Here is a 21,483-nt window from a genome sequence, read left to right as displayed (position 1 = left end):
CGATGGAGAAGACTGTGTACAACTCTTTCCCCCTGCACCCTGAATGCCCCGACCTGCGGCGGCTGGCCGACAACCCGGCCGAGGCGCTGCTGCGGGCGGAGGCCGACCTCGTCGCCGCCGAGAACGCCGCCGAGGCCGACCGCTACCGCACCCTGGAGGACCTGGAGGAGGCCCAGCAGGACGGTCGCGGTGTCACCCGGCGGACCTTCGTCGCCGGTGCCGCGGCCACCGCCACCGCGCTGGCGACCGCACAGTTCGTCACCACCTCGGCGTCGTTTGCGGCGACCAAGACCGGCACCCTGATCCACGTCTTCCTCTACGGCGGGTTGGACGGGCTGAGCCTGGTCGCACCGGACGGCGACGCGGTGCTCGCCAAAGCCCGCCCCGACCTGCTGCTCGGCAACGACTCGCTGGCCCTGGGCCGTGGCTTCAAGCTGACCAGCGCGTTCAAGCCGCTGGAGCAGTGGCTCAAGGCTGGACAGTTGGGCTTCATCCCGGCGGTCTCCGACGAGCGGCTGTCGCGCAGCCACTTCCAGGCCGCGGACGCCTGCAACCTGGGCGGGCTGCCGAACGAGACCGGCGGCCGGGGCTGGCTGGACGGCCTGGTCGACAACCTCGGCAAGGGCACCGCCTTCCGCAGCGTCGGCATCGGCAGCACGCTGCCCCGCTCGCTGGTCGGCAACAACGGCGCGCTCTCGCTGAACAACGTCGGCTCGCTGCGGCTCAACGGCGACGAGCGGTTCCGGGCCGCCACTGAGAAGGCGATCAAAGGGCTCTTCACCGGGATCAACCATCCGGTCGAGGAGGCCGTGCAGGAGGGCATGGGCGCGCTGGCCACGGCGCAGAAGCTCGCCGCCAAGCCGTACCAGCCGGCCGCGGGGGTCACGTACGAGGGCGTCGGCAACGCGTTCAAGCAGCTCGCCCAGCTGATCAAGGGTGGCGCCAACGTACGGGTCGCCACCGTCGGCATGGGTGGCTACGACACCCACGAGAACCAGGGCACCCGCGAGGGCGGCCAACTGCACCGCCGGCTGAACGAGCTGGCCAGCGCCATGGCCGCGTTCTTCACCGACCTCGGCCCGCAGGCCGCCGACGTGACGATCATGGTGTCCAGCGAGTTCGGGCGCCGGGTCGGCTCCAACGGCGGCGGCACCGACCACGGGCACGGCGGGGTGGTCACCCTGCTGTCCGGCAAGAAGCTGGCCGGCTCGCTGCTCGGCACCTGGAACGGCCTGGACAAGCTGGATTCCGGTGACGTGCCCGAGTACAACAACATGTTCAACGTCTACGGCGCGGTCGCGCAGGGCCGGTTCGGGCTCACCAACGCGGAGGTGGACAAGGTCTTCCCCCGCCAGAAGTACGCCCCGATGAAGCTGTACGCGTGACGCATTCGCACACCCACGCCGCCGGCCGCCGCACCGGGACCTCGTCCCGGCACGGCGGCCGGACGGCTGAGCCCGTACCCCCGCCGATCCCGGACCGGCGCGGACCCGGCGGGCGGCGGCTGCTGGCCGTGCTGCTCCTGGTCGGCCTGCTCGCCAGCGTGCTGCCGTGGTGGCTGGGCACTCCCGCCGGCTCGTTGAAGACCACCGCGGCCACCGTGACCGCGGCCGGCCGGATCACCGGCCTGGTCGCCGGCTACCTGCTGCTGGTGCAGGTGCTGATGATGAGCCGGCTGCCGGTGCTGGAGCGGTGGATCGGCGGCGAACAACTGGCCCGCTGGCACCGCGACGTCGGTGCGACCCTGCTGGTCGCCGTGCTGGCGCACATGTCGCTGATCCTGGTCGGCTACGCGGACCTGCGTAACCACTCCGTGTTCGCCGAGGTCGGCGTACTGCTCGGCGACTACGAGGACATGGTCTCGGCGTTCGTCGCCACCGGCATCATGATGCTGGTCGGGTTCAGCAGCGTGCGGGCGATCCGCCGGGCGTTGCCCTACGAGCTGTGGCACCTGCTGCACTGGTCCAGCTATCTGATCCTGCTGCTCGGCTTCGGGCACCAGTTCAGCCACGGTGCGCAGCTGTACAAGCCCGGGCCGGTGCGTACCGGCTGGATCGCCCTCTACGTGCTGGTGGTCGCCGCCCTGCTCTGGGGTCGGGTGATCGCGCCGCTGGCGTTCAACCTGCGGTACCGGCTGCGGGTCGCCGACGTGGTCGCGGAGAGCCCGGACACCATCTCCATCTACCTCACCGGTGAGCGGCTGGGCCGGCTGGCGATGCTCGGCGGGCAGTACTTCCGCTGGCGCTTCCTCACCCGGGGTTGCTGGTGGCAGTCGCACCCGTTCTCCGTCTCCGCGGCGGCCAACGGCCGCTGGCTGCGCCTCACCGTCAAGGTGGTCGGCTCGCACACCGCCGACCTGCGCGACCTGGACCCGGGCACCCGGGTCTGGGCGCAGGGCCCGTCGGGCACCTTCACGGCGGCGCACCGGGTCGGCGACCGGGCGCTGCTGATCGCCGGCGGCAGCGGCATCACCCCGATCCGGGCCATGCTGGAGGAGTTGCCGCCGGGCGCCGCGCTGATCTACCGGGCCCGCACCCCGGCCGACGTGCTGCTCAGCCATGAGCTGGACTGGCTGGCCCAGGCCCGGGACACCTCGGTCTGGTACGTCATCGGCTCCCGCGACGACCCCGGCCCCCGCCAGTTGATGAGCCCGGACGGGCTGCGGCAACTGGTGCCCGACGTGGCCCGGCGCGACGTCTACCTGTGCGGGCCGCCCGGGCTGGTCGAGCAGTCGGTGCGCGCGTTGCGCCGGGCCGGCGTCCCCCGCCGGCAGATCCACCTGGCCACCTTCGAGTTGTAGGAAGGCATCCCATGCGTCGCGCGTTCCTCGCGATCACCGGTCTGGCCGCCAGCACCACCGCGCTGGTGGTGCTCAAGGGCTCGCCGGGCACCTCCCAGGTCGCCCAGGACCTGCCTGCCGGCCAGTCGGTCAACCCCACCCCGCAGGGTGTCGACCCGAGCGCCGCCCCGGTGGGCGTCGCACCGACGCCGTCGGTGGCTCCCAACGCGCCGTCGTCGCCCAAGCCGAGCAAGAGCACCGCCCGCCCGTCCGGCACCCGCACCACCGCGAAGGCCCCCACCACACCGCGGACCACCACCAAGGCGCCGCAGCCGACCACTCGCCGGGTCACCGGGCCGGGCGTGGACAACGAGTACGGGTACGTGCAGGTGCAGATCGTGGTCTCCGGCACCCGGATCATCGAGGCCATCTCGCTGTCGCTGCCCAGCGGGGGCGAGTCCGACATCCACAGCGGTGACGTCCGGGACAGGTACAACGGCACCGGTGGCGAGGTGGTGCAGAAGCAGAGCGCCAACCTCAACACCGTCTCCGGTGCCACCGAGACCAGCAACTCCTACAAGCAGTCGCTGCGAGGCGCGATCGAGGAGGCGTTCTGACGTGCCGGCGACGATGACCCGACCCGGGCTGTGCCAGGTCGAGCAGATCATGGGTACGGCGATCACCCTGGACCTCGCCGACGACCTGCCACCGGCGCGACTGCGCGAGCTGGCCGACCAGGTCTTCGCCTGGATGCGCGAGGTGGACGCGCGGTTCAGCACGTACCGGACGGACAGCGAGGTGTGCCGCTTCGACCGGGGCGAGGTGCTGCTCTCCGAGGCGTCGGCGGACCTGCGGTTCGTGTTGGAGGCCTGCGCCGACCTGTGGGGCGCCACCGATGGGTTCTTCGACGCGTACGCCACCGGCCAGCTCGACCCGTCCGGGTTCGTCAAGGGCTGGGCGGCACAGGTCGCCTCGGACCGGCTGCTCGCCGCCGGCGCGGCGAACCACTGCGTGAACGCCGGCGGTGACGTGCGGGTACGCGGCTTCTCCCCGTCCGGCGAGCCGTGGCGCATCGGCATTCGGCACCCCTGGGACCCGATGGCGGCCTGCCTGGTGCTGGCCGGGACCGATCTGGCCGTGGCCACGTCCGGGGTCTATGAGCGGGGTCGACACGTGCTGGACCCGCGCCGGGGCGCGCCGGCCGGTGGGCTGCGATCCGTGACCGTGGTCGGCACCGACCTCGGGGTGTCCGACGCCTACGCCACCGCGGCGCTTGCCATGGGGGTCGCCGGGATCGGCTGGCTGGACCGCCTCCCCGACCACACCCACGCCGTCATCACCGACGACGCCCGCCAGTTCGTCTCCGCCGGCATGCCCCGCACGGACTAGCGGAGCGGGCGGTGGGTGCCAGCGGGACGGGAACCGGTGGGGCGGGGACGGCCGGGGCGCGAGCCGGACGGGCGGGTGCCGGCCCACCGGTGTCGTGGGTGGCTGCGCCGGGGCGGTTCGGTGCCGCCGGGATGAGGCGCTCGGTCGTCCGTGGACATCGTTCCCCCGTTCGTGGCGCGCGTTCGCGCCGTCTCACTGTCAACGAGGACCGACGCCTCGGCGACGCTGTCGGCCACCGGATGGAATCGCCCACCGGGGCCGGTTCACATGCCCCGCCGGGGCAGCGGCAGGTGACCGGGGAGCAGGTCGGGGGCGAGGGTCACCCCGGTGACGCGCAGCGCCTCGATCAGCGTGTTCTGCACGAGGTAGGAATCCGGAAGCTGCCAGCGGGCCTGCTCCGGGGCGACCGCCCAGCGCACCGTCCCCTCTGGCAGCCGGGTGGGCGGTGCCGGGATCCACGACCCCGGCCCGTGCCGGACCACGTGGAAGCAGTGCTCCAGCTCCGGCCGGAGCGGATCGCCGGGGCGGACCAGGAACATCCACCGCCCGGTGGGGGTGACCAGCACCGGTCCGCGTACGCCGGTGCCGGCCGGGTGGGTCTGCACCGCGTCGAGCACGAGCTGGCCGAGGTGGGCGGGCACCTCCAGCACGTCGAAGGCCCGACCGGTCGGCAGCAGCACGCCGTGTGGGCGGGCCCGCCACCAGTTGGCCACCCGGGCCGGGTCGGCGCTGGCCGCCAGCTCCCAGTTCTCCAGGGCGGGATGGCAGCCCACGGTGGGGCAGCCGGCCCGGCCGCACACGAACCGGCTGCGGGCCAGACAGGCCCCCGGGGTGACCTCCCACCCGTGCGCGGCGTACCGCACGGCGACCCGGCGCAGCCGGACTCTTTCCAGCGGCGACAGTTCGGCGACGCGCGGTGCGACGTTCCCCCACATGTTTGCCATCTCCCCTCGTCGGGCCCGGCGAACGCCAGGTCGCATGTCGAGCGCCGTCACTGCCGTAACCCACGATCGTTGAGGTTGACGAAACGGCTCGTGCAACTTGCACGAAAAGTACGAGGACTGGCTGTATGGCTGACGCACTAGCTGTGCGACCAGGCAAAACCTAAACATGGATGACTTTCGCCACGCCCGCGGACATCGCCCGGGCCTGATTGGCCGGGGCGGCAGGGGAGGGATGGGGAGATGGACGAGCTACCCGTAGGGCGGCGAGTGGCCTACTGGCGGGGGCGACGCAAGATGTCGCAGCAGGTCTTCGCGGACCGGTTGGGCAAGTCGAAGAGCTGGGTGGACAAGGTCGAGCGGGGCGTCCGTCGGTTGGACAAGTTCTCGGTCCTCTACGAGATCGCCGACATCCTCCAGGTGGACGTGCAGCTGCTGATGGGCAAGGACCCGGAGCGGCGTACCGATGCGCTGAACTGCATCGACCAGGTCGAGGTGCAGGAGATCCGGGCGGCGCTGGAGCGGTACGACTCGATGAGCGCGTACTTCGACGCGGCGCCGTACCCGCCGCCGCTGGACGACATGCGCAAGGCCGTCAACCACGCCTGGCTCACCTACCAGTACGGCCGCTACGGGATGCTCACCCGCGCGCTGCCGAAGCTGCTGCGCGACGCCCAGGCGGCCGACGCCAGCTACGGCGGGGAGCAGGCCGCGGAGGCGGCACACCTGCTCGGGCAGGTCTACCAGATCGCCTCCTCGGTGCTGCGCAAGCTCGGCGAGTGCGAGCTGGCCTGGCTGGCCGCGGACCGGTCGATGGCGGTGGCCCAGCGGGCCGATGACCAACTGCTGGCCGGCATCGCCACCACCCGCGTGTGCAACGCCCTGGTCGCGATGGGCCGGGCCCGCCCGGCGCTGGAGCTGAACGTCAACATCGCCAACCGGCTCGCGCCCGGAGGTGGCAACGACGCCTCCCCGGCGCGGCTCTCCGTCTACGGCATGCTGCTGCTCCAAGGCGCCATGGCCGCTTCCCGGATCGGTGACTCGGCCACCGTCGACGACCTGATCAACGGCGCCGAGGAGGCTGCCACCCTGCTCGGCGGCGACCAGAACCACTACTGGACCTCGTTCGGCCCGACCAACGTCGAGCTGCACCGGGCCGCCGCCGCGGTGGAGCTGGGCGACGGGGGTCGGGCGGTGGAGGTGCATCAGCTGCGCATCGTGGAGCCCTCCTTCAACGCGTTGCTGCCCGAACGTCGCGCGCACCACCTGCTCGACATCGCCCGCGGTTTCGCCCAGATGGGCGACGTGGCGAACGCCGGCGAGATGCTGCTGCGCGGCGACCGGCTCGCTCCGTCGGAGATCCGCTGCCGGCCGATCGCGCACGAGGTGATGTCGGACATCCTGCGTCGCACACGTGGTGCGCCGCCTTCTCCGGTAGCGGAGTTGGCTGAGCACATGGGAGTAGGGGTATGAGCGTGGAGCCGGTTTGATGGCCGGTTCACCGCACATCAGCGGGCACCGCGAGGTGCTCTATGTCATCGCCTGCGGTTCGCCGCTGGCCCGGCACGTCGGGCGCCTGGTCGACCTGGCCCAGCAGGATGGTTGGGAGGTGTGCGTGGTCGTCACACCGGACGGCGCCAAGTTCGTCGACAGGCCCGCCCTGGCCCGGCAGACCGGCCACCCGGTGCGGACGCACTACAAGAACCCCGGTGATCCGGACGTGCTGCCGCCCGCCGACGCGATGATCGTCTGCCCCGCCACCGTGAACACGGTCAACAAGTGGGCGGCCGGGATCGCCGACACGTTGGCGCTCGGGCTGCTGGTCGAGGCGCAGGGCAAGGGCCTTCCGATCGTGGCGGTGCCGTACACCAACGCCGCGATGGCCGCCCACCCGGCGTTCCGGGCCGGCATCGCCCGGCTGGCCGAGTGGGGCGTCACGGTGCTCTTCGGTGATCACGTGGTCGCCCTGCATCCGCCGGGTACCGGCGAGCAGCACCTGCACGCGTTCCCCTGGTCGATGCCGCTGACCACGCTGCGCGCCATCTCCTGGAGCGCCGCCTAGCGGTCAGACCGCCCGCCCGGCCCGCCACCCGACCGGCGCGGCCGGGCCGGGCGTCGCCGCCCGATGGCCTCCGCGCCGGTAAGCTGGCCCGCCGTGAGCGTATGCGGATCCACCCCCACGGTGACCGACGTGGTGGCCGAGCTGGAACGGCGCTACCCGCCGGTCTGGGCGGAGGAGTGGGACCGGGTGGGCCTGGTGCTCGGCGAGCCGTCCGCCCCGGTCCGTCGGGTGCTCTGCGTGGTCGATGTGGTGCCGGAGACGGTCGCCGAGGCGCTGGCCGCCGGCGTCGACATGATCGTTGCGCACCACCCGCTGCTGCTGCGCGGGGTCTCCTCGGTCGCCCCGACGACGTTCAAGGGGCGGATCATCCACCAGCTGATCCGGGCTGGGGTGGCGCTCTACGTGGCGCACACCAACGCCGACATGGCGTCCCCGGGGGTCTCGGACGCCCTCGCCGCCCGGTTCGGGCTGACCGGCCTGCGGCCTCTGCAGCGGCCCGCGCCCGGGTCGCCCGCGCACGGCGACGACCGGGGCATCGGTCGGATCGGCGAGCTGCCCCGTCCGATGACGCTCGCCGAGCTGACCCGGCACGCCGCCGCCGTGCTCCCCGTCACGTCCTGGGGAGTTCGCGCCGCGGGGGATCCCGGGCGTATGGTTCGTACCCTCGCCGTCAGCGGCGGGTCGGGGGACAGTTTCCTCGGCGCCGCGACCGCCGCCGGGGTGGACGCGTTCCTCACCGCCGATCTGCGGCACCACCCGGCAAGCGAGCACCTCGCCGCCGACGGTCCCGCCCTGATCGACGCCGCCCACTGGGCGACCGAACGACCGTGGCTGGACGATCTGGCAGCCCTCCTGCGGGAGGCGCCGGGCGTCGAGACGCTGGTGTCCGACCTGGATACCGACCCGTGGACCGTACACGCCGCCGCACCCGCTGTGGACGACAAGGAGCCCGACCGTGAAGGCTGACCCCCAGGTGCAGCGCCGCCTGCTCGACCTCCAGGCGATCGACACCAACCTCGCCCAGCTCGCCCACCGCCGGCGTTCGCTGCCGGAGCGGGCCGAGCTGGAGGCGCAGGCCCGGGAGCTGTCGTCGCTGGAGGACGAGCGGGTCCGCGCCCAGGTGGCGGTCGACGACCTGGACCGGGACATCGCCCGGTTGGAGAAGGACGTCGAGCAGGTTCGGGCCCGCAAGGAGAAGGACCAGAACCGGTTGGCCGCGGGCACCGGCCCGGCCCGGGAGCTGGAGGCGCTCCAGCACGAGCTGGTCTCGCTGAACCGGCGCCAGGGCGACCTGGAGGACGCCGAGCTGGAGCTGATGGAGCAGCGGGAGACCGCGCAAAGCGTGCTGGACGGCGTGGAGCAGCGGCTGGCCGACACCCGGGAGAAGCGGGCCGCCACCGAGAAGCGCCGGGACGACGCGCTGGCCGAGATCGCCAAGGAGGAGGAGTTCAAGCGGGGGGCCCGTCAGCCGCTCGCCGACGACCTCCCAGGCGAACTGATCACCCTCTACGACAAGATCCGCCAGGACACCGGCCTGGGCGCGGCGCTGCTCACGGCGGGCCGCTGCGGCGGCTGCCGGTTGGAGCTCTCCGGAGCCGACCTGGCCCGGATCCGCAAGACCGCCCCGGACGACGTGGTTCGCTGCGAGGACTGCCGACGGATCATGGTCCGCACCAACGAGTCGGGTCTGTAGGTCGTGGCGCCGCGCGTGGTCGTCGTCGAGGCCGACGGCGGGTCCCGGGGCAACCCGGGTCCAGCCGGCTACGGCGCGGTGGTGCGTGACGCGGAGACCAACGAGGTGCTCGCCGAACGGTCCGAGTCGCTCGGTACGGCGACCAACAACGTCGCCGAGTACCAGGGGCTGATCGCCGGGCTGACGGCCGCCGCCGAGCTGGGTGCCGCCGAGGTGGACGTCCGGATGGACTCCAAGCTGGTGGTCGAGCAGATGTGCGGCCGGTGGCAGATCAAGCATCCCGGTCTGCGACCGCTCGCCGCCCAGGCGGCCGGGCTGGTGGGCCGGTTCGCCGCGGTCCGGTTCGCCTGGATCCCGCGCGAGCAGAACCGGCACGCCGACGCGCTGGCCAACGCCGCGATGGACGCCGCCGCCGGCCGGCCCGCGGTGGCAACCGCCGCCCCGGTCGCCGGCAGCGACCCGGCGACCGCACCGGCCTCCTGGGAGCCGCGACCGAGCTTCACCGCCACCCGCCTGATCCTGGTCCGGCACGGCGAGACCGCGTACACCGAGCAGCGGCGCTACTCCGGCCGCGGCGACGTGCCGCTCTCCGAGCGCGGCCGGGCCCAGGCCGGGGCCACCGCCGCCCGGGTGGCCGCGCTGGCCCCGTCCGTCGCGGCCGTGCTCAGCTCACCGCTGTCCCGGTGTACGCAGACCGCGGCGGCGATCGCCGGGGCGCTCGGTGACGTGCCGGTCCGCACCGAGGACGACCTGATCGAGTGCGACTTCGGGGACTGGGAGGGGCGCACCTTCGCCGAGGTGCGCCAGCAGTGGCCGGGGGAGATGGACGCCTGGCTCGCCTCCCCCCGGATCGCCCCGCCGGGTGGCGAGTCGTTCACCCACGTGGCCGAGCGCTGTCACCGGGTCATCGCCGGGCTGCTCCAGGCGTACCCCGCTGAGACCGTGGTGGTCGTCTCGCACGTCTCGCCGATCAAGCTGATGCTGCGGGACGCGCTCGCGGCCGGCGACGGTTTCCTGCACCGGCTCTTCCTGGACGCGGCCGGCATCTCGGTGCTCGACATGTGGCCCGACGGCGGCGTCGCGGTGCGTACGGTCAACGACACCGCACACCTCGCCACGATCGACTAATTCCCACCTGTCGGGAGGGTTTTAGCTCGGCGGCTCCAACCAGTGTGGAAACTGTTGACAGTGGATGCCGCCCGACTCAAGATCGGTTTCGTGCGAAGCGTTCATCTGACGAAGCGGGGTCACATCGACCTCCTGCGCGTCGCCAGCGCCGCCTGTCGACGCTCCATCTGACGCCGGGTTCCTCCCTTCCTCGCACGCTGCAGGCGTTTCCCTTCACCGCTGGTCTCCGGCCCCGCGGCGCGTCCGCCTGCGCGTACCTCCCGACAGGAGATCCGTCCATGTTGTCCACGAGACGTTTACCCCGGCTCGCCGCGACTGTGGTGAGCGCCGCGCTGCTCGCCACTGTGGCGCTGACCGGGCCGGCGTCCGCCACCGCGCTGCCCACCGTGCCGCCGCGCGCCGTCGACCTCTCCGACGTCCGGGGCTACCCCCGGCAGAGCACCCTCCCGCTCTGGCCGGACAACCCGGCCGACGCGTCCATCCCGATCGGCGTCCTCCCGTACGACGAGATCGCGCCGAAACTGAACGCCCTCCAGCAGACCAGCGACCGGGTCTCCGCCCGGGTCGCCGGGAAGTCCGCCGGCGGCTACGACCTGTACGCGGTCACCGTGACCGCGCCGGAGAGCCGTACCGAGGCCCGGCAGCAGGAGACCTGGAAGCGGCTCATCGAGGACGAGCCGGCCCGGGCGCAGCGGGACCGGAAGCTGCTCGCCGGCTACAAGACCCCGCTCTTCGTCAACGCCAACATCCACGGCAACGAGTGGGAGGGCACCGACGCGGCGCTGCGGGTCGTCGAGGACCTCGCCACCGACCGCAGCCCCGAGGTGGCCGCGCTGCTGCGGCGCAACCGGCTGGTCTTCAACATCACCTCCAACCCGGACGGCCGGGTGGCCGGCACCCGGGCCAACGCGGCCGGCTACGACCTCAACCGCGACCTGACCATCGTCGCGCAGCCCGAGACCAACCTCATCCGCGACCTGATCATCGACACCAAGCCGATCATCACGCTGGACCTGCACGGGTACGTCAACCCGACCCTGCTGCACCCCAGCACCCCGCCGCACAACGTCAACAACGAGTACGACCTGTACATCAAGCACGGCCTGCCGAACGCCCTGGCGATCGAGCAGGGCCTGCGCGGTCTGGGTTACGCCGAGACCCAGCGGGCCCGGATCCCGTTCCGTGACGACGAGCCGGGCGTGTGGGACGACTTCCCGCCGATCTACGTGCCGTCGTTCGCCATGCTGCAGAGCAGCATCCCGTACACCATCGAGGCGCCGCTGAACCCGCGCGGCAGCACGCTCACCCCCGCCGAGCGGGTCCGTCGGTCCGGCATCAACACCGACGTGCACGAGGTGGCGATCCGCACCTCGCTGCGCTACATCCAGGACCACCGGGCCGAGGTGCTGCACGACCAGGCCGAGGTCTACCGCCGTGGCCTGGCCGGTGAGCCGCTGCGCGACATCCCCGACGGCTACGTGCCGGGCTGGGGCCCGGAGGACAACTACAACACCACCTTCCCCCGCTCGTACGTGATCCCGACCGGCACCGGGCAGCGCTCCGAGCCGGCCGCGGCCCGTCTGGTCGACCTACTGATCGGCAGCGGTGGCCGGGTGTGGCGGGCGAAGAAGGCGTTCACCGCCGGCGGCAAGAGCTACCAAGCCGGCTCGTACGTCGTCGACATGCACCAGCCCAAGCGCGGCCTGGTCAATTCGCTGCTCGAACCGGGCGCGGACATCACCGACCGGGTGGACGACCTCTACGCCGGCCCGGCCGCCTGGAGCCAGGGGCTGACCTGGGGCGCCACCGTGGACGTCCTGTGGAACAACCTGCCCGGGGTACGCCTGGAGCGGACCTACGACGGGCGGGCCGAGGGCACGCTGCCTGCCGGCCGGTCCGACCTGCGCCTGGACCTGCGGGACGCCGCCGACCTGCTCGCGGTGAACTCGCTGCTGGCCAAGGGCGTCGTGGTGCACCGGCTCGCGGACGGGTCGGTGGTCGTCCCCGGCACCCCGGCCAACCGCAAGCTGGCCCGCGCCGAGGTGCAGGCCCGCGCCGTCAGCTTCGAACCGGCGCCCAGGGGTTGGCGGGGCACCCCGCTGGACCGGGTCGTGGTCGGCTACCTCGGCTCGGTCGAGGAGCGGGACACCCTCGCCGACCTGGGATTCGAGGCGCGTGCGGTGACCGCCGCGACGCTGGCCGGCACGCTGACCGAGGACGTCGACGTGCTGCTGGTCGCCGACAACGTCAACCTGGCGAACCTGACCGCCGAGAACCGGGCCGCCCTGGACGGCTTCCTCGCCCGGGGCGGCGGAGTGGTCGGCCTGGGCACCGCCGGGGCGTCCTTCGGTAACGCTGCCGCGCTGCTGACCGTGACCGCCACCGCGGCGCCGAGCCTGGCCAGCGGGGTGGCCAACATCGTGAACAACGGGGGACCGGTCACCACCTCGGCCATCCCGCACGCGTTCATCAGCCAGCCCGTCTGGTTCACCAACCTCGGCGCCAACGTCGAGGTCGAGCAGTCGTACGCCGCTGACCCGCTGCTGTCCGGCTGGTGGGCCACCGACGGCGCCAACGGGCAGGCTGCGGCCGCCAACCAGGCCAGCATCGTGCGGGGCGTCTCCGCCGCCGGAAACGGCGTGGTGCTGTTCGGCACCGACCCGACGTTCCGCCTGCACCCCAAGGGCCTTCAGTCGCAACTCGGCCGGGCCCTGCTCTGGGCGGCCCGGCGGTGACCCCGACCGGGTGAGCTGACGATCGGCCGATGTGGGGCCCGGGTGCCGACTGCACCCGGGCCCCACGCCGTCGCCGGGCCCGCCAGTTCGGTCCGTCACCGGCTACGCCGGTTGATGCCGCTCGGCGCACTACGGACGCCGTTCGGCGCAGCGCTTTCCGCGCACCGATCGTGACAGCGGTCACAGGGTCGTAGCCTCCGGCCGTTACATCGCTTGTTACGACTTCCCGGAGGTGTGTCAGATGGCTGCACCCGAACCGGAGGCGACCACCACGGCGCCAACCAGGGCGAAGGACCACAGCCCCTGGAACTGGTTGCTCTTCATCCCGATCGTGGTGCCGCTGATCCCGGTCTTCTTCAATGGCGACTCACCCCGGATCTTCGGGTTCCCGCGTTTCTACTGGCTGCAGTTGGCCTGGATCCTGCTCGGCGTTTCCACCACGACGCTGGTCTACCAGTTGACAAAGAAGCGGGGTGAGCGGTGATGTGGCGTGATCATCTCACCGAGATCATCGTCTTTTCCCTGTTGTTCCTGCTGGTCAGCGCGATGGGCTTCGTGGCCGCCCGCTGGCGGGCGCCGAAGGACATGGCGCACCTCGACGAGTGGGGGCTGGGCGGGCGGAGCTTCGGTGGCTGGATCACCTGGTTCCTGGTCGGCGGTGACCTCTACACGGCGTACACCTTCGTGGCGGTCCCCGCGCTGATGTTCGGGGCCGGTGCGGCCGGGTTCTTCGCCGTGCCGTACACGATCGTCGTCTACCCGCTGGTCTTCCTGGTGCTGGTCCGGCTCTGGTCGGTCTCGCACCGGCACGGCTTCGTCACCCCGGCGGACTTCGTCCGCAAGCGCTTCGACTCCCCGGTGTTGGCGCTGCTGATCGCGATCACCGGCATCGTGGCCACGATGCCCTACATCGCGCTGCAACTGGTCGGCATCGAGGCGGTCCTCAAGACCATGGGCGTGACCGGGGAGAGCACCCTGGCCCGACACCTGCCGATCATCATCGCGTTCGCCATCCTGGCCGCGTACACCTACCAGTCGGGGCTGCGCGCGCCGGCGCTGATCGCGTTCGTCAAGGACAGCCTGATCTACATCGTGATCCTGGTGGCGGTCATCTACCTGCCCTACAAGCTCGGCGGTTGGGGAGACATCTTCGACGCGGCCGACGCGAAGTTCCAGGCGTCACCGAACCCGAACGACGGCGTCCTGCTCAACGCCAACAACCAGCTCCAGTACGTCACACTGGCGTTCGGTTCGGCGTTGGCGCTGTTCCTGTACCCGCACAGCATCACCGGCGTGCTGGCCAGCCGGAACCGGAACGTGATCAAGCGGAACATGTCGGCGTTGCCGGCGTACAGCCTGCTGCTCGGGCTGATCGCGCTGCTCGGCTACATGGCCATCGCGGCCGGGGTGAAGCCGCTGCCGGGAGCGTCGGACGGCAGTGTGGACAACAACACCATCGTGCCGCTGCTCTTCGACCAGCAGTTCCCGGACTGGTTCGCCGGAGTCGCCTACGCGGCGATCGGCATCGGCGCGCTGGTGCCGGCGGCGATCATGTCGATCGCGGCGGCGAACCTCTTCACTCGCAACATCTACAAGGAGTACCTGAAGCGAGACGCCAGCCCGGCGCAGGAGGCGAACGTCTCGAAGATCACCTCGCTGGTGGTCAAGGTCGGCGCGGTGGCCTGCATCGTCTTCCTGGACCCGCAGTTCTCCATCGACCTCCAGCTCATCGGCGGCGTGATCATCCTCCAGACGCTGCCGGCGGTGGCGCTGGGCCTCTACACGCGCTGGTTCCACCGGACCGCGCTGATCGCCGGCTGGGCCGCCGGGATGGGGCTCGGCATGTGGATGCTCTACCAGGTGGCCAGCCCGACCCGGAAGCACTTCGGCGGCTCGGCGTTCCCGCTGGAGAAGTTCGGCTTCGACACCCCCAAGACGATCTACGTCGGCATCGTGGCGGTGTTGGTCAACCTGGCGGTCGCGGCGTTGCTGACGCTGGTCCTGAGGGCGGCCAAGGCGAACGAGGGAGTCGACGGGACCACTCCGGACGACTACTCCGCGGACGAGGGTGACCCCCGGGTCACCCCGGGTACCGAGCGCGGCGCCGACTCGGCCCGCGAACCGGTCGCCTAGCGCCCCTCGCGAAGGACGGGCCCCTCATCGACGCCAGGCGTTGATGAGGGGCCCGTCCTTTCTTGTTGGCCTGGTGCGTCTGGGGCCTGGCTTGGGGCGGGGCTCAGCGGGGGCGGTTGCGGGATTCCAGAGCCTCGTTGAGGCGGCGCAGCATCAGCGCCAGGGTTTCCCGGTCCTCGGTGGGCCAGTCGGCGAGCATGTCGCCGTAGAGCCGGGTCCGCGCGGCCCGCACCGCCGTCATCCGGTGCAGGCCTGTGGCGGTGGGGGAGATGACCGTGCCCCGGCCGTCGGACGGGTCCGGGCTGCGGGTGATCAGACCGTCCCGCTGTAGCGCGGACACCTGCCGGGTCACGGTCGAGCCGTCCAGGTTGAGCCGGGCGGCGAGCGCGGAGACGTTCTGCGGACCGGCGGCGTCCAGATGGCGCAGGATCACGTACGCCGCCCGGTCGAGGACCCGGTGCTCGGCGGTGCCGGTGGCCCGCCGGGTCGCCTCGCCGAGGCGCAGCAGCAGGGCCACCTCGGTCTCGATCTGGCCGAGGGTGACCTCGTCGGCGTCGGCATCGCTGGCCCGGTAGGGGTCATCGCTCATAGTTGTATGATACAAGATAAGTACCTGTATCATACAGCTAGTTGAGGAGTCGGAGTGGATCGGCGTTCCGAACCGAACCGCAGTGCCATCTACGCCACCACACTGGTGGCCTTCCTCGCCATCGCCGGCATCGCCGTCGTCGACCCGATCCTGCCGGTCATCGGCGACGCGATCGGGGTCACCGCCTGGCAGGTCGAGCTGCTGTTCACCGCGTACATCGCAGTAATGGCCGTCGGCATGATCCCGGCGACGCTGGCCAGCGGCCGGTTTGGTTTCAAGCCGGTGCTGATCACCGGCGTCTCCGTGGTCGGCGTGGCCGCGATCCTCGCCTCGCTCAGCAACAACATCGTGCAGCTGTCCGTGCTGCGCGGCGTCTGGGGGCTGGGCAACGCGATGTTCTTCGCCACCGCCATGGTGGTGCTGGTCAACCTGGCCGTCGACCGGGAATGGGTGGTCGGCCTCTTCGAAACCGCCCTCGGTCTCGGCTTCGCCGTCGGCCCGCTGATCGGCGGCCTGCTCGGCGAGGTCAGCTGGCGGCTGCCGTTCTTCGTCTGCGGCGTGTTCATGGTCCTGGCCCTCGGTGTGGCCGCCCGCAAGCTGCGCGAGCCGACCAACCGGCAGCCCCCGGTACGCGTCGGCCAGATCTTCTCCACCTACCGCCGGCCGGCGTTCATCGCGCTCTGTGTGGTGACCGCCGCGTACAACTTCGTCTTCTTCGTGGTGCTCGGCTACACGCCGCTCTTCCTGGGCCTGGACGTCATCCCGCTGGGGCTGGCGTTCACCGGCTGGGGCCTCGGCCTGGCCGCCGGCATCCTGGTGGTCGGCCACCGCCTGGCCCACCGGATCGGCGCGGTGCAGACCGTCGGCATCGCCATCGCCGGCTTGCTGGTCTGCATGGTCCTCTTCGCCACCTCGACCAGCACCGCCGAGGCGCTGGTGGTGCTGGTGCTCTCCGGGCTCTGCATGGGGCTGGCCAACGCCAACCTCACCGACCTGGCCCTCGGCCTCGGCTCCAGCGACCGCCGGGTGGCCACCGGCGCGTTCAACCTGATCCGCTGGGGTGCCGCCGCGCCAGCGCCGATCATCTCCGGCAAGCTCGCCGAGCACTCGCTGTCACTGCCGTACTGGGTCGGCTTCGGGGTGCTCACCGTCGGCGTGCTGGTCTACCTCGCCTTCGCGCACCTGATGGCCGCCGGCTACGGCGAACGGGTGCTCTGGTCCCGCTGGAACCGGGCCGCCGCCGACACCGAGCACGCCCCGGAAGAGCCGGTCGGCGAGGCGTACTGACCGCCGGCAAGGGTCAGGCTGATCGCCGGCCGGGGTCAGGTCAGCGCGCGCCAGAGCAGGTAGAGCCCGATCACCGTCCCGAACACCACGATCAGCGTCTTGAGCAGCGCCGGCGGCAGCCGGCGGACCACCCGGGCGCCGGCGTACCCGCCGACCAGCGTGGCCGGGGCGACCACCGCGACGGCGGCCCAGTTCACCGGCCCGAAGAGGGCGAACACCACCAGCGTGGTGCACCCCACCACCGCCGAGAGCAGATTCTTGATCGCGCTGACCCGGGCCAGCGTCGCGTCCAGCACCAGGGCCAGCCCGGCGACCAGCATCACCCCGAGCGCCGCGCCGAAGTACCCGCCGTACACCGCACCCAGCGCGACCATCGTCTGCACCGCGACCGTCCGCTGGCGCGGCGACAGATCCCGGGGGTGACCGACCAGCCGGCGCAGTGGGTCCTGGAAGGCGAGCAGCGCGGTCGCGCCGAGCACCAGAAACGGTACGGCCAGCTCGAACGCGCGGGCCGGGGTGGCCAGCAGCAGCAACGCCCCGAGGATCGTGCCGACGACCGTGGTGGGCACCAGGGTGGCCAGGGCCCGACCACGCGGCAGATCCGCCCGGCTGCCCGCCACGCTGGCCAGGTACCCGGGGAATACGGCGACGGAGTTGCTGACGTTCGCCGGCACCGGAGGCAGCCCGACCGCGATCATCGCCGGAAAGGTGATCAGCGAACCGCCACCGGCCACCGCGTTGACCGTGCCAGCGGCGAGACCGGCGGCGAGCAGCAGCGCGGCGTGGGAGAGATCCATAGCCCCACGAGGCTAGCCCCCGCCTGGTCGGGTGGGCACGCCGGAGTCCCCGGCCCGGCGACCTCCCCAACCGCCCCTGACCTGCGCGATCTTGCCCAGGCGGGGCGGCAATACCGGCGGACCGTTCGTCGTTAGGATGAGAGCGCGACGGACGAGTCGACCGGGCGGCCGCGTCGGCGGGCTTCGGCCCGCCGCCGAGGAACGTCCGGACTCCACAGGGCAGGGTGGTTGTTAACGGCAACCCGGGGTGACCCGCGGGACAGTGCCACAGAAAACAGACCGCCGACCCCATCGGGGACGGTAAGGGTGAAACGGTGGGGTAAGAGCCCACCAGCACCCCGGGTGACCGGGGTGGCTAGGTAAACCCCACCCGGAGCAAGGCCAAGTAAGGGCCGTCACCGCAAGATGACGACCCCGCGCAGACGCTTGAGGGCTGCCCGCCCGATGTCTGCGGGTAGGCCGCTGGAGCCTGCCGGCAACGGCAGGCCGAGATGGATGGCCGCCGCCGGCGCAAACCCTTCGGGGTACGCGCCGCGCACAGAATCCGGCGTACAGGTCGACTCGTCCGTCGCCCACCAGGCCCGCCGCTGGCACATAGCAGCGGGCCTGGGGCTTCTCCGGGTACTGCTGGTCGTCGTTGGTCAGCTTTGGTCGGCATCTGACGGCCCAGCGACGGCCCAGACGGCCCAGCGACGGCCCGAACTCCCTCGATTCTCGCCGCCCTCTGGCCCGCGTCTCGGAGGCTGTCGATGCCCCGCTGGTCAGGCGCTCTCACCGCGTGAGTCGTCGGTGCTGGTGTCGACCTGGGATGGCAGTGGAGAGCGTCGGGTTGAGTTCAGTACGGTGATGGCCCGTTCGGCTCTTTGGTGATCCTTGGTGGTCAGTGCCACGATCGTGGCGAGGGCCTGCACGAGGGCGTTGACCAGGCTCGGTGCGCTAATCAGTACGATCATGGCGATTGCCACGTAAGTGGCCAACCGCAACCACCCACGGACCGGGCGGCTGCCGACGATTTTCGGCCATCCTGGAGCCGGAGCGCCCCCGCCGGAGGCGCCCTAACCGCAACCCGCGACCGCCGCTCGCTCGCTCGCGGCCAGCCTGCTCCTTCCTACGCCGCGCGGGTCTTGGCCGCGCGGCCCGGCCGGCTGCCGGTCCACCGCCCGTCAACGGTCCTGTTGTTCTGCGGCGGCCCCTCCGGGCTTCCCGCTGTCCGCGCCAGCCGCCGGGCGGCCGGCGTGGCGGCCGCAGAGCGACAGCGGCAGCGGCCGGCGCGCGCCCAGGCGGCGGCGCGTGCGGCCCGTCAAGGGCCGCCTTGAAGACGTACAGAAACTTTGCACAACATCGCCGGCAGTCCGGTGTCCGGTCTCGGGACCTACGTGACGCATCGGTATCAGGACCTGCGTGGACACTTCGGCGAGGGATGCCGGTCGGCCAGCTACAAGGTTGGTTACTCCGAGGTGAGTCTTCCTAGCTCTGACCGGAAGTCGCGAACCTCGCGTGGGTTCCCTTCCTGAGCAAACACGGCCCCTGTGTTGCGGTCAGCTAGAGCGGTGTCTCCCGCCATCACTGCCGCAAACGCTGCTGCCTGCAAGGGCGCGGTGCCTCCCGGATACACGTGCAGGAACGGGCCCCAGGAACCCTTCTGAGCATGGACCTCGGCTGCCCATCTGGCGAAGGCGGGAAGGTCTGCGGCGTGACACAGGAAGTCGACACCGGGTCCCGCGACGTCGTCTACGAGCTCTGCCGGCATCGGCTCCTCAGATGCGGGACGCGGGTACTCAGTGAGTTGGCGGACCGGCTCAAGGTGAGTCCAGAGCGCGTCGCGGCGGAACTCCACCCGTGGTTCCGGCAGACCCATGATCCGAACGCTGAGGAACACCTGGATCCCCTTCGTGGCCGGGTCACCCCACCGAGGGGTGTAGAACCGCATCTCTCGGAGGAGCCCGTTGTCGGCACGCGTGCAGCTGTTCCCCTGGCGCTCGAACCCAATCGGCTTCAGGACATCGCGGTGAAGACGGTTCACGACACGCGGGAGGCTCCAGCGACCGGGCACAGTGAGATGTTAGGGCGAGCCACCTCTAGCCGCGGTTGTCACCCAGGTCCTGAGATCGATCTGTCACCCACGTCCTGAGACCCGACATCGCCGGCAGTCCGGTGTCGTACTCCGCTTGATGGGTTACGTCCTGGCTTCACTTGATGTGTGACACGAGGCCCTGGCTCGTTGACTACCCGCTGTGAACGCGGGGCGGCCGGAGAGGGCCGATCAGTCGATGCGGTCGCTCAGGCCCAGCACCTTCGGGTCGTCACTCGGGAAGTCCCCGGGCATGCCCCCCACGTCGATGGTGCGCCGGTACACTCCGGCCAGGAACTCGACAGCGCCGACGGGAAATTCCGACCAGTCGCCGTTGTCTCCGCGGACGACCACCGGCCATGCGTCCGGGTCCCGGGGGCTCGTCCTCCAGTAGAAGGTGTCCCCCGAATAGGACGCCGCCCAGCTGATCAGGCCTCCCGGCTGCGGGAACGGAACGTAGTCCTCAGTGTCGCCCATCTCGTGCAGATCCTGAAGGATCTCGTCCTCCCTGGACGCGGACGCCCACAACGCCTCGGCGCCGGGCGTCGGAACGGACACCATGAGGAAGTCATCGATGACCAGCACCGGGTACGCCTCCGCCAGAGCGCGGAAGTCCGAGGGCAGCGCCGTCCCGAGTTCCGCCTCGAGGGCGGCCCAGTCCACGCTGCGCCCCCCAGGCACACGCCACCGTGTCATCGACGGAAGCGCGGCCTCCAGCTCTTCGACCCTCAGCATGTCGTCCGCCAATCCGGGCTGTTCTGGACCACGACGTTGTCGAACAATACTCCGTCCTCGGAATAGGCGGACATCGTTGGATTCCGCCCGCACCCCACACCATCAGGCGACGACAGGACCACTCAAAGAATTACGAAGCGCCCTCTGACAAGCGATGTACGTCTGAGCCTGCTGCACCCGACCAAGGTCAGGTGCGCGGATCTGCCGCTGACCGCGCGCCCCTGAGGGATTGTCAGTCCGCCCCGGCGTCCGGCTGACTAGTAACTCCGTGTAACAGCGGCATTCCATCGCACGGCAACCCCGTCACGCGTCAAGTGAAGCCGATGTGTCACGCATCAAGTGGAGCCCGACATCTGTCGTACTTCGCTTGATGCGTTACGCGGTGGCCTCCACTTGATGGGTGACACTGACGGGAGCTGGTGGAACAGACGAGGATGCCCCGGGAAGTGGATGGGCGCCGCTAACGCTCTTCTCCCGACGCCATCTGGCGCGCTGTGTCCTGGTAGAACGACGCCAGCTGCGGCAATGGAACCGCCTTCCGGGACGCTGTGGAGAGATCCTTTCCCTCCTCTGACCACGGCGGCGGCCATGCGCTGATCCCCTGATCGGCGGCGAGCGCATCGACTTCCGCTTCCCACCCCGGCCACCGCAAAGTGTCGTAGAACTCGGTCAGCGAACCATCGAGGACCGCATACAGCCAGTCGGCGTACCCCTGGTCGAGGTCCAGCCATTCAAGATCATCTGGACCGAAGTAATGGACGGTCGGCTTACCGCCGGGCTGTGCCGGCACCCACACGTACTGGCCGCCCATGACGTCGTAACCGACGACGACCCAGGGGCCTGTCGGGTCCGACTCCGTTGCTACGTCCGGCAGCCCATCGTGGCCGCTACCGAGGACGCGTAGCCAACCATGGTCCACCAGCAGTCCGCCTGTGTTGGCGACAACCGCACCAAGCCACGAACGAGTCGTGATTCCCAGCGCCGCCAGGCAGGCTTCCGCACGCGCAGGCTCGGCGGGCAGCACCTCAACCGGGTACGGGGCCTCCGTCACCGCCGCGGACACCTCAATCCATGCCGACTGCTCCACGGCCGTAGCCTGCCTGAACACAGGCATGATCGTCTAGCCGGCCTTGTCACGGATCAA

At 70.9% G+C, this 21,483-nt stretch carries 20 protein-coding genes and 1 other RNA gene; 15 read left to right on the top strand and 6 right to left on the bottom strand.

From position 1 onward, the window contains the following. The first annotated feature begins 2 nt into the window (after positions 1-2). From ACFY29_RS08065 to ACFY29_RS08050, 4 genes are read left to right on the top strand one after another with little or no spacing between them, the layout of a single operon-like run. The gene (locus tag ACFY29_RS08065) at positions 3-1,385 is read left to right on the top strand and encodes a DUF1501 domain-containing protein (protein WP_328419042.1); all 1,383 of its coding nucleotides are present in this window, start codon (positions 3-5) and stop codon (positions 1,383-1,385) included. Next, positions 1,382-2,800: a ferric reductase-like transmembrane domain-containing protein gene (locus ACFY29_RS08060; protein WP_386984232.1), complete on the top strand. Its 1,419-nt coding sequence runs from the start codon at positions 1,382-1,384 to the stop codon at positions 2,798-2,800. Before ACFY29_RS08065 ends, ACFY29_RS08060 begins: the two co-directional genes overlap by 4 nt. Before the next feature lie 11 nt (positions 2,801-2,811). Continuing rightward, complete coding sequence (locus ACFY29_RS08055) at positions 2,812-3,396, top strand: FMN-binding protein (protein ID WP_386984230.1); 585 nt, start codon at positions 2,812-2,814, stop codon at positions 3,394-3,396. A gap of 49 nt (positions 3,397-3,445) precedes the next feature. After that, positions 3,446-4,168 (top strand): FAD:protein FMN transferase, encoded by a 723-nt coding sequence (locus ACFY29_RS08050; RefSeq protein WP_386984690.1) that lies wholly within the window; start codon positions 3,446-3,448, stop codon positions 4,166-4,168. A 263-nt stretch (positions 4,169-4,431) separates the two neighbouring features. Here ACFY29_RS08050 and ACFY29_RS08045 read toward each other — a convergent pair whose 3' ends face one another. Beyond that, positions 4,432-5,103 (bottom strand): bifunctional DNA primase/polymerase, encoded by a 672-nt coding sequence (locus ACFY29_RS08045; RefSeq protein ID WP_386984688.1) that lies wholly within the window; start codon positions 5,101-5,103, stop codon positions 4,432-4,434. Between the two features lie 249 nt (positions 5,104-5,352). On the opposite strand from ACFY29_RS08045, the gene ACFY29_RS08040 reads away from it, so the two are divergent. The 9 genes from ACFY29_RS08040 to mctP all read left to right on the top strand — a co-directional run bounded on the left by ACFY29_RS08040 (position 5,353) and on the right by mctP (position 14,860). Continuing rightward, positions 5,353-6,582, top strand: a complete 1,230-nt coding sequence (locus tag ACFY29_RS08040; protein WP_328419039.1) for a helix-turn-helix domain-containing protein — start codon at positions 5,353-5,355, stop codon at positions 6,580-6,582. A gap of 16 nt (positions 6,583-6,598) precedes the next feature. Further along, complete coding sequence (locus ACFY29_RS08035) at positions 6,599-7,171, top strand: flavoprotein (protein WP_386984228.1); 573 nt, start codon at positions 6,599-6,601, stop codon at positions 7,169-7,171. A gap of 129 nt (positions 7,172-7,300) precedes the next feature. Next, complete coding sequence (locus tag ACFY29_RS08030) at positions 7,301-8,137, top strand: Nif3-like dinuclear metal center hexameric protein (protein ID WP_386984686.1); 837 nt, start codon at positions 7,301-7,303, stop codon at positions 8,135-8,137. Continuing rightward, the gene (locus tag ACFY29_RS08025; RefSeq protein WP_328419037.1) at positions 8,127-8,864 is read left to right on the top strand and encodes a C4-type zinc ribbon domain-containing protein; all 738 of its coding nucleotides are present in this window, start codon (positions 8,127-8,129) and stop codon (positions 8,862-8,864) included. The genes ACFY29_RS08030 and ACFY29_RS08025 overlap by 11 nt, the downstream gene beginning before the upstream one ends. Before the next feature lie 3 nt (positions 8,865-8,867). Further along, positions 8,868-9,992, top strand: a complete 1,125-nt coding sequence (locus tag ACFY29_RS08020) for a bifunctional RNase H/acid phosphatase (RefSeq protein WP_328419036.1) — start codon at positions 8,868-8,870, stop codon at positions 9,990-9,992. Between the two features lie 42 nt (positions 9,993-10,034). After that, on the top strand, positions 10,035-10,163 hold the full coding sequence (locus ACFY29_RS08015; RefSeq protein WP_386984225.1) for a putative leader peptide: 129 nt from the start codon (positions 10,035-10,037) through the stop codon (positions 10,161-10,163). Positions 10,164-10,270: 107 nt separating this feature from the next. Continuing rightward, complete coding sequence (locus ACFY29_RS08010) at positions 10,271-12,727, top strand: M14 family zinc carboxypeptidase (RefSeq protein WP_386984224.1); 2,457 nt, start codon at positions 10,271-10,273, stop codon at positions 12,725-12,727. A gap of 241 nt (positions 12,728-12,968) precedes the next feature. Then, a complete protein-coding gene (locus ACFY29_RS08005; RefSeq protein WP_328419034.1) occupies positions 12,969-13,211 on the top strand; it encodes a DUF3311 domain-containing protein in 243 nt (80 codons plus the stop codon). After that, positions 13,211-14,860 (top strand): monocarboxylate uptake permease MctP, encoded by a 1,650-nt coding sequence (gene mctP / locus ACFY29_RS08000; RefSeq protein WP_328419033.1) that lies wholly within the window; start codon positions 13,211-13,213, stop codon positions 14,858-14,860. Before ACFY29_RS08005 ends, mctP begins: the two co-directional genes overlap by 1 nt. Before the next feature lie 103 nt (positions 14,861-14,963). Here the strand turns inward: mctP and ACFY29_RS07995 are convergent, their stop codons facing one another. Further along, positions 14,964-15,449 carry a MarR family winged helix-turn-helix transcriptional regulator gene (locus ACFY29_RS07995; RefSeq protein WP_386984221.1) on the bottom strand — a complete coding sequence of 162 codons (486 nt, stop codon included), beginning with the start codon at positions 15,447-15,449 and terminating at the stop codon, positions 14,964-14,966. A 54-nt stretch (positions 15,450-15,503) separates the two neighbouring features. Between ACFY29_RS07995 and ACFY29_RS07990 the strand changes: the two genes are divergently transcribed. Further along, a complete protein-coding gene (locus ACFY29_RS07990) occupies positions 15,504-16,736 on the top strand; it encodes an MFS transporter (protein WP_386984219.1) in 1,233 nt (410 codons plus the stop codon). Positions 16,737-16,771: 35 nt separating this feature from the next. On the opposite strand, the gene ACFY29_RS07985 is transcribed toward ACFY29_RS07990, so the two are convergent. After that, positions 16,772-17,533 (bottom strand): sulfite exporter TauE/SafE family protein, encoded by a 762-nt coding sequence (locus ACFY29_RS07985; RefSeq protein ID WP_386984218.1) that lies wholly within the window; start codon positions 17,531-17,533, stop codon positions 16,772-16,774. A 152-nt stretch (positions 17,534-17,685) separates the two neighbouring features. Between ACFY29_RS07985 and rnpB the strand changes: the two genes are divergently transcribed. Then, positions 17,686-18,101: RNase P RNA component class A (gene rnpB / locus ACFY29_RS07980), an RNA gene on the top strand. 193 nt (positions 18,102-18,294) lie between these two features. Here the strand turns inward: rnpB and ACFY29_RS07975 are convergent. The 3 genes from ACFY29_RS07975 to ACFY29_RS07965 all read right to left on the bottom strand — a co-directional run bounded on the left by ACFY29_RS07975 (position 18,295) and on the right by ACFY29_RS07965 (position 21,426). Then, on the bottom strand, positions 18,295-18,486 hold the full coding sequence (locus tag ACFY29_RS07975; protein WP_386984216.1) for a hypothetical protein: 192 nt from the start codon (positions 18,484-18,486) through the stop codon (positions 18,295-18,297). 1,310 nt (positions 18,487-19,796) lie between these two features. Further along, positions 19,797-20,267, bottom strand: coding sequence for a hypothetical protein (locus ACFY29_RS07970; protein WP_386984214.1), 471 nt, complete (start codon positions 20,265-20,267; stop codon positions 19,797-19,799). A 532-nt stretch (positions 20,268-20,799) separates the two neighbouring features. Then, the gene (locus tag ACFY29_RS07965) at positions 20,800-21,426 is read right to left on the bottom strand and encodes a DUF2625 family protein (RefSeq protein ID WP_386984212.1); all 627 of its coding nucleotides are present in this window, start codon (positions 21,424-21,426) and stop codon (positions 20,800-20,802) included. Between the last annotated feature and the right edge of the window lie 57 nt (positions 21,427-21,483).

The sequence above is a fragment of the Micromonospora sp. NPDC000668 genome (assembly GCF_042897975.1).
GTDB lineage: Bacteria > Actinomycetota > Actinomycetes > Mycobacteriales > Micromonosporaceae > Micromonospora.
The sequence above is the reverse complement of the archived record's forward strand: the minus strand, read 5'-3'. Positions and strand labels throughout refer to the sequence as shown.